Annotated in this window: 14 protein-coding genes; 2 read left to right on the top strand and 12 right to left on the bottom strand. The window is 44.1% G+C overall.

All coding sequences use genetic code 11. The features are described from left to right. Positions 1-50: 50 nt before the first annotated feature. The 7 genes from HP548_RS21295 to HP548_RS21265 form a co-directional block, all read right to left on the bottom strand. A complete protein-coding gene (locus tag HP548_RS21295) occupies positions 51-857 on the bottom strand; it encodes a carbohydrate ABC transporter permease (protein WP_062318999.1) in 807 nt (268 codons plus the stop codon). Continuing rightward, the gene (locus tag HP548_RS21290; protein WP_076288454.1) at positions 857-1747 is read right to left on the bottom strand and encodes a carbohydrate ABC transporter permease; all 891 of its coding nucleotides are present in this window, start codon (positions 1745-1747) and stop codon (positions 857-859) included. Before HP548_RS21290 ends, HP548_RS21295 begins: the two co-directional genes overlap by 1 nt. Positions 1748-1834: 87 nt before the next feature. Then, positions 1835-3127, bottom strand: coding sequence for an ABC transporter substrate-binding protein (locus tag HP548_RS21285; RefSeq protein ID WP_099854261.1), 1293 nt, complete (start codon positions 3125-3127; stop codon positions 1835-1837). 198 nt (positions 3128-3325) lie between these two features. Then, positions 3326-4255, bottom strand: coding sequence for an ArsR/SmtB family transcription factor (locus HP548_RS21280; RefSeq protein ID WP_175382758.1), 930 nt, complete (start codon positions 4253-4255; stop codon positions 3326-3328). 105 nt (positions 4256-4360) lie between these two features. Continuing rightward, positions 4361-4576 carry a hypothetical protein gene (locus tag HP548_RS21275; RefSeq protein ID WP_076288451.1) on the bottom strand — a complete coding sequence of 72 codons (216 nt, stop codon included), beginning with the start codon at positions 4574-4576 and terminating at the stop codon, positions 4361-4363. A 227-nt stretch (positions 4577-4803) separates the two neighbouring features. Next, positions 4804-6066, bottom strand: coding sequence for a cytochrome P450 family protein (locus tag HP548_RS21270; RefSeq protein ID WP_099854265.1), 1263 nt, complete (start codon positions 6064-6066; stop codon positions 4804-4806). A 35-nt stretch (positions 6067-6101) separates the two neighbouring features. After that, positions 6102-6683, bottom strand: a complete 582-nt coding sequence (locus HP548_RS21265; protein ID WP_175382757.1) for a cysteine hydrolase family protein — start codon at positions 6681-6683, stop codon at positions 6102-6104. A 129-nt stretch (positions 6684-6812) separates the two neighbouring features. On the opposite strand from HP548_RS21265, the gene HP548_RS21260 reads away from it, so the two are divergent. Further along, complete coding sequence (locus HP548_RS21260) at positions 6813-7409, top strand: TetR/AcrR family transcriptional regulator (RefSeq protein ID WP_343054903.1); 597 nt, start codon at positions 6813-6815, stop codon at positions 7407-7409. Positions 7410-7502: 93 nt separating this feature from the next. On the opposite strand, the gene HP548_RS21255 is transcribed toward HP548_RS21260, so the two are convergent. Both HP548_RS21255 and HP548_RS21250 read right to left on the bottom strand, forming a co-directional pair. Next, positions 7503-7973, bottom strand: coding sequence for a GNAT family N-acetyltransferase (locus HP548_RS21255; RefSeq protein ID WP_175382756.1), 471 nt, complete (start codon positions 7971-7973; stop codon positions 7503-7505). An 86-nt stretch (positions 7974-8059) separates the two neighbouring features. After that, entirely contained in the window at positions 8060-9235 is a 1176-nt protein-coding gene (locus tag HP548_RS21250) for an MFS transporter (protein ID WP_175382755.1), read from the bottom strand. Positions 9236-9439: 204 nt separating this feature from the next. Here HP548_RS21250 and HP548_RS21245 point away from each other — a divergent pair, with 204 nt between their 5' ends. Next, a complete protein-coding gene (locus HP548_RS21245) occupies positions 9440-9988 on the top strand; it encodes a TetR/AcrR family transcriptional regulator (RefSeq protein ID WP_076288446.1) in 549 nt (182 codons plus the stop codon). Positions 9989-10137: 149 nt separating this feature from the next. On the opposite strand, the gene HP548_RS21240 is transcribed toward HP548_RS21245, so the two are convergent. From HP548_RS21240 to HP548_RS21230, 3 genes are all read right to left on the bottom strand, one after another. After that, a complete protein-coding gene (locus tag HP548_RS21240; RefSeq protein ID WP_076288445.1) occupies positions 10138-10488 on the bottom strand; it encodes an MmcQ/YjbR family DNA-binding protein in 351 nt (116 codons plus the stop codon). Between the two features lie 131 nt (positions 10489-10619). Continuing rightward, on the bottom strand, positions 10620-11396 hold the full coding sequence (locus tag HP548_RS21235) for a class I SAM-dependent methyltransferase (protein WP_175382754.1): 777 nt from the start codon (positions 11394-11396) through the stop codon (positions 10620-10622). A 200-nt stretch (positions 11397-11596) separates the two neighbouring features. Continuing rightward, positions 11597-11926, bottom strand: coding sequence for an antibiotic biosynthesis monooxygenase (locus HP548_RS21230; RefSeq protein ID WP_175382753.1), 330 nt, complete (start codon positions 11924-11926; stop codon positions 11597-11599). Positions 11927-11957: the final 31 nt, after the last annotated feature.

Genomic DNA, 11957 nt, shown 5'->3' with positions numbered 1-11957 from the left:
CTTGTTCTCTCCGATCTCCTCTGTATTTGGCTCATAGGCCTGAAAAAGTGTTAACCCTTAATACCGGACATGCTGATGCCTTTAACAATCTGTTTCTCAAAAATGATAAACAATATAATGATGGGAACAGAAGCCACTGCATTGATAACCATTGGTTTAACGTAATCTTCTGAATACTGACCCATTAGCGTTGGGATACCCATTGGCAGCGTAAACAGATTATCATCGGTTATGGAAAGGAATGGCCAAAGGAAATTGTTCCACGAACCGATAAATGTCAGAATCGCCATCGATGCCATGGCCGGACGAGTCAAAGGCAGCATGATGCTGGTAAAGATTCGCCAAAAGCCTCCACCGTCAATTTGCACACTCTCCAGCAGATCATTCGGAACCCCATCGAAGAAGCTTTTGAGCACGATGACAGCTACAGGTGAAGCCAAAGCAGGAATAATCAATCCACTGTATGAGTTCAGCAAATGCAAATCCTTGGCTACCTGATAAAGTGGAATAATGGTGGCTTCACCCGGAATCAGCAGCCCGCCAAGAATGAAGAAAAAAACAAATGTACGGAAACGAAACGGTACTTTGGACAGAGCAAATCCAGCCATCGCCGCGAAAATCACAGTTAGTACTGTTACAACTACAGCGACGAACAAACTGTTAACCACCCACTGTGATAGCTTTGTCGTTGTCAGAATTTCGTTATAGACGGCAAGTGAGTATGGCGGTTTAAACCAGTCCAGGACCGTAATAATCTTCATGCCTTCTTCTTTGATGGAGACCATCAGCATCCACACAAGTGGGGCCGCAAACATAACCGCCATCAACGCAGAACCTGTGCGATATAACCATTTCATCAGTATTCCGCCCCTTTCCGGTTAGTCATCCAGTACTGCAGCGCCGACAGCACCAGCAGGATCACGAATAAAATGTAGGACATCGTTGCGGCATAGCCCAGGTTGTTGTTCTTGAATCCGGTCTGATAGATTAACTGGATAATCGGACGTGTCTGATCCAGCGGTCCCCCGCCTGTAATGACATAAATCTGCATAAAGACCTTGTAGGAAGCGATAATTTGCAACATGGTAATGGTTTTGGTCAGTGGCTTCAGATAAGGAAGAGTAATCCTCCAAAATATTTGTGTATCACTTGCACCATCCAGCCTTGCTGCTTCATAAATTTCATCCGGTATTTCCTGCATGGCGGAAAGATACAAAATAAAGTTAAATCCGACTGTCCACCACAAGGTAATTACGGTAATAACGACCCAGGCGAGCCCCGTTTCCGTCAACCAGAATATTTCGGAATTTTGAGGCAATAACCTAACAAGATGCAGGACGGAATTGACGAATCCCGTATAAGGCTGAAATACGAATAAACCCAGATAAGCTGCGACGGCAACGGAGAGTACGCTTGGTATAAAGAAGATGATGCGGTAGAACTTTTGTAAAGACGATTTTCGGTTGGCAATCAAAGCCAGCAGAATCGCGAGTATAATCATGGTCGGTGTACTCAAGAAAACAAAGAAGGTTGAATGCCAGATCGCTTCCCAAACCTCTCTGTCCTGAAAAACTTTTCGGAAGTTATCCAGGCCAACAAAATCCATTTTCTTGATCAGCGTCCATTTGTAGAAGGTCATCTCCACACCTTTAATCATGGGCCAGATCGTAAATAAACCATAAATAATTAAGAATGGAAGCAGAAATACCAACGCTTGCATATCCGCTCTCATTTTTTTGATCTTCATATGCGTCTCCCCTTTGATTGGCACGCAAGCCGGCGATTTCTTGTCTAGAGATGGTGATTACGCAGGCTTGCGTGACCCGTCTTCCTTCTATTCGCTCACTATTTTCTGAATGGCTGTCTCCATGTTGTTCATTGCATCTGCTGGCGTCATTTTGTTCATCCATACTTCATTCAGAAATTTAAAGGCAGCTTCATCGCGGATTTGTGCATTTTTGGTGGAATGTTTGCTGAATTTAACTACACTTGCCACTTCGGAATAATCACTGCGGTATGGCAGATCCTTGAATTCCTGTTTCTCCAGCACGGATGGCTTGGATGGAATATGTCCGGCTTTCGCCCAGACCTGACCATTGTCAGCAACCCAGTCGGCAAAAACCATCGCCGCTTTGCGCTTAGCTGGGTCCTCATCCTTAGTCAGTGGTAAAACAATAGTATGGGAATCTCCCCATGTTGCTTCCTGGTCGTAGAATTTCGGAATTGGCATAGCTCCAAACTCAAGTCCTTTGGTGGATTCCCACGTTCCTGTCGTCCAAACCCCTGTCATGATAATAGCGGCTGTTCCACTTTGAAAATTTTTATAGAAGTCCGGATCATTTTTCTTGATATAACCTTCGGTATAAAGCTTCTGGATGTAGTCAGCGGCTTTGATGCCTTTCTCTTTATCAATGGCTGCGGACTTCAGATCGTCCGACACCACGTCGTTACCACCCAACTGGGAGTACAGCGACCACCACAGGCGGTAAGGGTCATCATTATTATTGGACAATGCAAACGGGGTCGTTTTGGCAGGCAACTTCTCCTTTAAAGTTTGAAGGAAACTCACAAACCCGTCAGCCGATTGCTCCAGAATCGGTTTTCCGTCTTCACCAAGCAAGCCTGCATCTTTTAGCAATTTTTTGTTGTAGAACATGATAAAGGGATGCGTGTCAATGGGGACTGCATAATGTTGACCTTCTACAGTAACCGCATCCAAGAGATTCTGGTTATAAGTGCTCCAGTCCACACCTGCATCCGTAGCCGGAGTATCAAGCTCTGTGACAACCCCCTGATTGATCAGATCGGGCAGTCTGGAGGAATGGGAAATCCCAATATCGGGTCCATTGCCGTTACCCACAGCAGTTACGAGCTTCGTATAATACTCGCCCCAGGCCAATTTGGTATTCTTCACTTCAATGTCCGGATGGGTTTTGTTAAATTCATCGACCAATGTCTGCATGTTTGCGCCATCACCACCATCAAACAATGTCCAGAAGGACAATGTCACTTTTCCATCACCAGAGCCACTCTCACCCGCCTCATTACTGCCTCCGCTACATGCACTTAAAACGGTTGAGAATGAGAGCAATAATGTCAGTGCTAACCTGCCGATCTTCTTTTTCATGCGAGTATCCCCTTTACTCTAATTTGTAGATACAAACGATATAATTGTTTTATTACATTATTACTGTATCTATAGGGGATTATATAAGGGAGTTTATCTCTTGTCAACGCTTTCAAACATATTTAATGTAATTATTAAATAAAAAAAGACCTTAGTTACATAATATCTGCAACCAAGGCCTATCTTCCTCATCTCATTCTAATGAATGGCATAATGTACAGTCATCTTAATATTTTGGTCATAATCTCCAAATTGTCGCCCAAAGAGATTTACGCCTCCTTGATGAACTGCATCCGGTTTAATACCTATTCGCACCCTTAACTTATGGCTGTTTTGAAGGTTAAGCTGAGCCAGATCAACTGCTGAAATTTTCTCCATATCCAGCGTCGTCTTATTTTTGTCCACCCGCAATGTCTTTAATAAACCATACTGTGTTGACCATTCAAACCACCATGCCGGGTTGAGCTTGCCGCGCCGATCTCCAAAGTCACCAGGACATGTCCACATGCCAATTTCCACACCGTTAATCCATACGGAGATATCGGAAGGCCAATTATGATCATAGTTTGGTGCTTCAGAACATATCTCCATGGACAGTTCCAGCGATTCGATGACCGCTTCAGCCGGAATCTCCAGTGGCATTAAATATTCGACATATCCCTTACGAAACCACATAATCTGCGCTCCGACATGCTTCGGATGATAAAAGCTTGCAGGTTCATCCTCTCGAATGATCATGCCCTCGCCATTCGCCATACCGCAAGTGGGTGACACTTCACAATCACTATAATGACCGATAGGCATATCGACTTCGTAAACCTGGATGTCGCCTTTGGGAATTGCTTTCTCCTGATTAAGAGCAATATGAATATCATCGTAATTGCGGCTGCATACTTTCATCGCCCCGCGAGAAGCAGGCAGCAGTTCTGTATTAATCAACCTTGCTGCTTCCAAAACCTTGATGTTGCTAGCTACCGTGGATACGGGAAGTTTGAGAGCTTCCGCGATTTCAACGATATTCAGGTTTTGGGAGATCAGTAGTCGGAGAATATCCACTCTGGATCGAGTCGATAACGCATGCGTGACCGTGACCAGCTCATCTGGATTATCAAAACTCAGCTCAAGCATTCGTTCACCACCTCTTATGTATTTATGAAACAAGAAATTTAAACGTAAAGTTTAATTCAGTCGATAATATTGTAACAAATCATTTATTTTGTATCAAATTGCTTTTTACTTCATCATTCTTCTTAGTTTTTCATACAATTTCCGGTTAATGTGCGCAAACCATATCGGTAAACCAACTAAAATGCCAATAATCCCCGCAGAAATGGCCGTTATCCACACTAACGTTGTCATACTTAAGTTTCCTTGATAAATACAGATACTGATGAGCGCGGCATAGATCAGTAGTACGATGCCAATGCTTATCTTGGAAAATGTTTTCATCATTTACCTCCTTCGATGAAAAAACTTATAGCAACAAGATCGAGATGATGTGAGGAATTTATTTCGTGTTTTCCCCAATCAGATCCTGCAAACAGATACTGAAATTGTTGATTTTACCTAATCGTAATGAAACTAATAGCTTAACACAAGAAATCCGCCAAACATGGCGGATTTTTTGGAGTACATATTTTTTTCTTGCCAATACAGGCTTAGCTCTACTCTTGCTGCTAAAATGCGACAGGCAAGGCAGCCAAGCTCTGTGAACTTAACGCTAAATGCCACTCAATGTTTTCCCGAGGAATATTAAGTCGCAGATTAGGCATGCGTTTTAACAAGGTTGTAAAGGCGATATCCCCCTCCACTCGAGCGAGTGGAGCTCCCAAGCAGGAATGAATGCCATGGCCAAAAGCCAAATGACGATTAATATGACGGGCAACATCCAGATCCTCTGACTGTTCAAATTGATGTTCATCCCGATTGGCTGATTTCAGCACGGGGATGACCATATCTCCCTTTTTGATCTGTTGCCCTGCCAGCTCTAAATCCTGAGTTGCAAAACGAGGTCCGGCAATGGTTGCAGGCCCGTTAAAACGCAGTAATTCCTCTACAGCAGAAGGTGCCAGACTAAGATCAGCCTTGAGCTTCTCCAATTGTTCAGGATGATCCAACAACATCATTGCACCCGTAGCAATCAGATTGGATGTCGTCTCATGGCCAGCAAAGATCAATAACGTAATCATGGATAGCAGTTCCGGTTCACTAAGTCGATCGCCCTCTTCTTCTATAGCAATCAATTGGCTGATCAAATCATCTGCAGGATGTTTGCGTTTCTCAGCTACCAGTTGTGCTGTATAGTCACCGAAAGCTTTGAGATGCTCCTCCACTCCCGGTTCGCGCACTCCGAGACCCAGACCGTGTGCAATCGCGGAGGACCAAGTCTGGATCTGCGGGCGATCCGCTTTAGGTACTCCCAGCATATCGGATATCACATGAATCGGTAAGGGATAGGCGTAGTCCTTGACCAAATCCATCTCGCCCTGAGCTTGAACCTGATCCAGTAATTCATCAGCGATCTGCTGCACACGTGGGCGAAGACTTTCCATGTATTTTGGGGTAAAGGCTTTGGAGACCAGTCGACGTAATCTCCGATGATCAGGATCATCTACAGAGAGCATGGATTTTCCGGTAAAGAACGTTGGAGGAGCATCTGGATCTATGTTTTCCACATAGGCTTTCAGGATATTCTCATTTCCGTCGATGGAGAGTGGGTCTACCGTGAAGTGGGCATGATCTTTGAGTACTTGTGACGCTTCTTCCATTCGTGTGACCAACCACTGCCCGCGATCTGTACCCCCCATTGGCAAAGATACTGGAATAACAGGGCCTGTGTCACGCAACTGCTTGATCAGTGAAAACGGGTCTTTACCACTATCTCCACTAAACAGGCTCAGCGCTGCTTTTTGTGAAACATTAAGATCTGGCTCACTCATCATAACCATCCTTTCGCTTCGACCATTTTATTGGTTTACATTAATGCATTTATCCAATCATCTACAGCCAGCACATCAGCTTGTTGGGGGAATACACTCTCTACGAGAACTCGATGAACTTCCGGGTCCCTATCCAGACATGCATCAGAAAGTACAGTCAACGCATAATCCTTATCCGCTGCCTCACATAAGGTAGACAGCACTACTCCGCTTGTTGCGATACCGCTAAGAATAAGTGTATTAATGCCATGGGATTGAAGAAGGCTCTCCAGGTTGCTTCCCGAGAATCCACTGACGCGGAACTTGTCCACAATGAGCTCTCCTGGGAGTGGCTGTACCGATTCGTGAAAGTCCATTGCCACTTTCATTGCCGGATTGGCTGCGTTCTCTCCACCACGGCTCGACTTTTTTCCAAACAATTTGTTACGCTCACTGATTGGAGGGGAATCCTGGCGATGACCAACCTTCACAAAAATCACAGGTACGTTATGTCTGCGAGCTGCTTCTATCGCTTTCTGAAATGGGAGCAGTGCATCCTCGTGCTTCGCATAATGCGAAACAATGATGTTCTGCATATCCATGACCAGAAGTGCAGCTTGGTTATGATGACTCTCCATGGGTTGCACATCCCTCTCATTTTGATTAAGATTAAAGGGAGAACTCTCCGCTTAATCTCTTCTTGATATTAAACGGAGGGTTCTCCCCTTGTCAAATTTTGGACGTCTAAGGATAGGAAGTGACAGATAGTGGATAAAACCAATACAACCTCTCGTTCGGAGCGCCGGGATGCTGCCGAGAATCGCCAACGTATCTTGGATGTAGCTAGCAAATTATTCGAGCTGCACGGCGTGGAGCGGGTCAGCATGAATCAGATCGCTTCCGAAGCGCAGATTGGAGCGGGTACCTTATACCGCCGATACCGCAATAAAAGTGAGTTATGTATGGACTTGATCAAAGATAACGCAACGCTGTTCTTCGAGGAAGTAGAAATATACTTGCAGGAGAATGCAGAGCATCCACCATCTGAGCGATTGCGGGGTCTGCTGACGTTGTTTATCCAGTTTAGAGAAAAAAATGCGGAGCTGCTCTCGGGTATCGAGAATGAGGTATATCAAGGATCAGAGTCCAGAACCTCAAGTCCTCTTTATGAGCAATTGCATCAACAGCTATTCGGATTATTCGAAGAGATGGCAACAGGGAATGGCGAATCGCAGGCCATCAGCTTGTTCAAAACGGACATGCTCCTGACCGCCATGAGTAATGATTCATATCTGTTTCAAAAAAACGTGCGCGGCAACTCTCCCGACCGCATTGTGGAGCAGCTCTGTTTGACGTTTCTTTAACGTATATGGATATATAAAATGCAAAAAAAGCCTATTCAACGTCGGCAATCTGCCGCTAGAACTAGGCTTTTGGTGCATCGTGAGGTGTGAATATTATAATGTTTTGATATACCATGCATCACAAGCGAAATGCTCTGTTGCATTTAACGGTTCATCTAATGAAATAAAACCGTTCTTGATATAGAACTTGTTGGCTGCGACCATGTTGTTAAGCGTCTCAAGATAACATTGTTCATAGTGTTCTTTGGCAAAATCAAGGGAAATCTGAAGCAATTCATATGAGATTCCGGTGCCTCGTGCTTCTTTTAAGGCATACATCTTCTGCAATTCACAAATATGTGAAAATCCCTCCACGGGTCCGATACCGCAGCCAGCTACAACGGTGGAGTTATGCTCAACCACCCAATACCTGGAGCCCTCGCGCTGATAAAGATGATAAAAATCGCCCAGATTCGGGTCAGCCCACGCTGTTCCTGACTTATTGGCCCCGAATTCGATCAAACAACTTCGAATTAAAGACTCTACTTCTTGATTATCTTTTTCCTGTATCTCTCTAATAAACATGCAGTAAGCCTCCGCATCATGAAATAATTGCTGCTCTTAACTGCACAAATTATACTACAAATCTGATTTAACACACTACCATTCAACTACAGTGAAACGGAATCACTCGTTTTGGCAGGCAACGTCTGCTTGATTTTCAACAACCGTCTTACGTAGATCATGAAAAGCAGAAAAGAAACCAGGACCGACAAAGCACTAACCAGAAACAATATGTGATAGCTCATGTATTCGGATACCAGACCCAGGGCCATGGCACCCAGTCCGATACCGAGATCAGTCGCCGTTGAAAAGAAAGCATTGGCCGTCCCTTTCCGGTCCTCGGGAGCGAGGCGAAGCGTTATGGCCTGAAGAGCTGGCTGAGCGGAACCGAAGCCGATCCCGTATAGAACTGCAGAAGCGAGCACGCCAAGAAAATTGGTTGCAAAGCTAAGCACAATCAAAGCAATGATCGTAATGATAAGCGCCGGGAGAATGACTGCTGTCTCTCCTTTCTTATCGGACAGCTTTCCCGCAATGGGCCGGGATAGCGCAAGTGTAGCAGCATAAACCAGAAAGAATGTGCCAGAATTGACTTTGATCTGCTCCGCAAACAAGGGTACAAATGTAGTAATTCCCCCATATGCAATGAAAAGAAAAAAGATTGGCGCCATCACAGGCAAAACTGATTTTTCGAAGATTTGGATTTTCTTTCTGTCCGTATGTGGTTGAAATGGCATTTTAGCTCCCAGCGTCAAAAGCAGGGCCACGACGGACAAACCAACAGCAAAGAGAAACATCGTCTGATATGATGTGCCTTGCATAATCCCCAAACCAATCATGGGGCCAACCGCCATTGCCAGCGTCATGGAGGTGCTAAACCACCCCATACCTTCCCCGCGCCGAGCGGAGGGAATCATGTCAGTCACAGCTGTCATCATGGACGTTGTGGATACAGCCCAGCTCATTCCATGCACGATACGAAGTCCAATCAGCATGATAATTCCACCAACCCAGTTGTACATGTACAACGCCAATATAAATAAAAGCAACCCCCCGATCATAAACGGACGTCTGCCAAACCGATCCAGTAGCCCACCGACAAAAGGACGAAGGACGACGGACGACAACATTAAAGCTCCCATGGCCAAGCCCACCTGTTTTTCATTGCCACCCATCTCTTTAATGAAGAGCGGCAGTGTGGGATACAGCATATAAAATGCAGTAAATAAAAAAAGCAAACCCAGCGTCATTAGAATAAATGACTTTGTCCATAAACGTTGCATCATTCATCCCCCCAACTGTTGTTATGATATCTATGATGCGATCTGATCTTGTACAAAAACAAATATTGATATATTAATGAACATCTGTTAATAATTATAAACAGAATGAGTAAGGTTACCATTGTTAATTGGACGCGTTTCGTTAATTAGTGAACATTAAACATAAATTTGTTTATTATCTTTAGAAAGTTTGGTGAGAATCACATGACCAAAGTGGATCGAAGAATTCGAAAATCACAAGAAGCCATCAAAGCAGCAGTGATTGAATTGATGTCAGAAAAAAATTTCGATGATATTACTCTACAGGATATTTCCGATAGGGCAGACGTTAGCAGAGGTACCATTTATCTTCATTACGTAGATAAGTATGATCTGTTGGACAAGCTCATTGACGGGCATATCCAAGAATTAAGTGAAATTTGTCATTCGGTTGCCGACCTGGAATGGAAAGAATCCATCGTTCCCTGGTTTACCTATTTGGAAAAGAATTACTTGTTCTTCTCGACGATGATGGCCAGTAAGGGAGCGGTACAATTCCGCAACCGCTTGGTTGAGTTTCTTAATGAGGATTTTAAAGAGGAAGTACACTTATCTCAGGCAAGAAAGTCCGGATTAAGTGAGGATATCCTTCTCCAATATGTGGTCATGTCTTATGTAGGGGTCGTTGAGTGGTGGATCAAGAACGAAATGCCCCATCCACCCGAGGTCATGTCTGAACAATTAGGAGAACTAATCAAAATGAATTTGGGGTAACGTGCAATGTGCACGTAACTAAAATAGCAGTAGTCTCAGGATATGAAGTTAACATCCTGAGACTACCGCTATTACTTTTGGAAAAAGCTGATTTTTCTGCAATTGGCGCCGAACATCTGCTGTCTGAATTGTTATTGCATGTGGCCTAATTACGATATGGATTCCAAAAGACTCTTGGACAGCGTTTTGACAACCAAATCGTATGAATGGTCAATCATGACAAAGATATCCTGCTCCGACAAGGAACCATCTAGAACAATAGTATTCCAATGCTTTTTGTTCATATGATACCCCGGTTGAACAGCTTCATGCTGCTCTCTGAGGTTTTCCGCAATGATCGGATCACATTTTAAGTTCAAGCGAACGTTATCCGCCTTGTCCTCAAAAATAAGCGCAAACATTTTGCCTGCAATTTTCATAGCAACAGGATCAGCTCCGAAGGGATAATCCTTCGTTGCACCTTTTTTCTTCAAACAGTACTCTATAATCTTATTCTTCAATTCCGTATCTCTCCTTTACGCAGAAGACAACAACTTTCCCTACCCAATCTAATGATACCGAATGTACGTTTGCATGTAAATATCAAGCATTTCATTTCAACTATTCTTTCAGTAGAACAGGAATTATCTTCTCAGACAGCTTCCTTAATCGCTACGATACGTAATCGGGTTGTGTCGAGAAACCATTGACCTTCCCGCTCCAAATGGGGCTTAACCTCAGTCAAGATGGCTTGATAAATTGATTCCAGGTCTGCGGAGGAAACGTCCTTAAAGAAATAATCAGCGAAACTGTTTAGCCAATTCCGAAGTCCTTCTTCTCCTTTGAGCGGAGCAGGCTTGTCAAAATGCTGAGCGAATGTGACGCGGAAACCGTTCTGCTCCAGCAGGTTGGCGTATTCACCAAGAGTGGGATGATACCAGGGATTCCGTCCTGCCCACGTATAACCATGCTCCTCCAGAGCCTGCTTCATCGCAGTGATCAAGATGGCGATATTTCCGCTTCCGGCAAATTCAGCTACGAATCGGCCACCTTCGCGCAGGGCCAACCAGATGGATCGGGTTGTTGCCGCAGGGTTATTGATCCAATGTAAAGCTGCATGTGAGAATACAGCGTCAAAGGGTTCATCTGTACGATATTTAGAAGCGTCTTTCACTTGAACATTCAGGTCAGGGTACTTCTGTTGGGCAAGTGTCACCATTCTCTCCGATAGATCGATACCTGTCGGTATCGCTCCGGCAGCTGCGATCTTGGCTGTCAAATCTCCGTTGCCACTACCGATATCCAGAATACGCTCCCCAGTTTGCGGCTGCAATAAGGACAGGATATCCACTCCCAGATTAGATAAGAAATCCATTGAATAAATGTAGGGTACTGAATTGTGCTTGTTTTTAAATGGTTCACCAGACATGGCTCAACCTCCTTTATAGATCTTAGATATCTATAATAACTTCAATGTTTAAAACCTGTCAACTTGCGTTCTTAACTCCGTATTATAGTATTTATAATGAACCTCTAAATAGAAATGATGCGACAAAGCTTCTATGGACATACAAACAAAAAAAACCGATCTCATGAAATAATTCATGAGATCGGTTTTCATCATTCGAATTATGCATTCGATACTCTAGCTGTCTTCACTTTCTGCACTTCGTACATATTTACCGTAGTGCTAATCAGATACTCGGGTTTCTCCTGTCCTCTTTTCTCCCGATGACCTTTAATATGCACATCACTCTTCTCCCAATTCTTCCATGCTTCTTCTGATTCCCAACGAATTAACACCATTACTTCTTCGTGTTCTTTACTCTTTTTATTAACCATTACACTGAAATCAATCAGTCCCGGCATTTCTTCTACAGGGCTAGGGCCACTGAAACGTTCCACCAGTTTATGACTATGGCCCTTTTCGACTACCATAACGCGAGTTTGAATGAACATGAAATACGCCTCCTGATGCCTCAAGTCACTG

Source organism: Paenibacillus taichungensis (assembly GCF_013359905.1).
Classification (GTDB): domain Bacteria; phylum Bacillota; class Bacilli; order Paenibacillales; family Paenibacillaceae; genus Paenibacillus; species Paenibacillus taichungensis.
This window is presented reverse-complemented; position numbering and strand designations above follow the sequence as displayed.

Coding starts and splice junctions, on each gene's coding strand:
- HP548_RS21295 (WP_062318999.1), bottom strand. CDS start 857: ATGAAATGGTTATATCGCACAGGTTCTGCGTTGATGGCGGTTATGTTT.
- HP548_RS21290 (WP_076288454.1), bottom strand. CDS start 1,747: ATGAAGATCAAAAAAATGAGAGCGGATATGCAAGCGTTGGTATTTCTG.
- HP548_RS21285 (WP_099854261.1), bottom strand. CDS start 3,127: ATGAAAAAGAAGATCGGCAGGTTAGCACTGACATTATTGCTCTCATTC.
- HP548_RS21280 (WP_175382758.1), bottom strand. CDS start 4,255: ATGCTTGAGCTGAGTTTTGATAATCCAGATGAGCTGGTCACGGTCACG.
- HP548_RS21275 (WP_076288451.1), bottom strand. CDS start 4,576: ATGAAAACATTTTCCAAGATAAGCATTGGCATCGTACTACTGATCTAT.
- HP548_RS21270 (WP_099854265.1), bottom strand. CDS start 6,066: ATGAGTGAGCCAGATCTTAATGTTTCACAAAAAGCAGCGCTGAGCCTG.
- HP548_RS21265 (WP_175382757.1), bottom strand. CDS start 6,683: ATGGAGAGTCATCATAACCAAGCTGCACTTCTGGTCATGGATATGCAG.
- HP548_RS21255 (WP_175382756.1), bottom strand. CDS start 7,973: ATGTTTATTAGAGAGATACAGGAAAAAGATAATCAAGAAGTAGAGTCT.
- HP548_RS21250 (WP_175382755.1), bottom strand. CDS start 9,235: ATGCAACGTTTATGGACAAAGTCATTTATTCTAATGACGCTGGGTTTG.
- HP548_RS21245 (WP_076288446.1), top strand. CDS start 9,440: ATGACCAAAGTGGATCGAAGAATTCGAAAATCACAAGAAGCCATCAAA.
- HP548_RS21235 (WP_175382754.1), bottom strand. CDS start 11,396: ATGTCTGGTGAACCATTTAAAAACAAGCACAATTCAGTACCCTACATT.
- HP548_RS21230 (WP_175382753.1), bottom strand. CDS start 11,926: ATGTTCATTCAAACTCGCGTTATGGTAGTCGAAAAGGGCCATAGTCAT.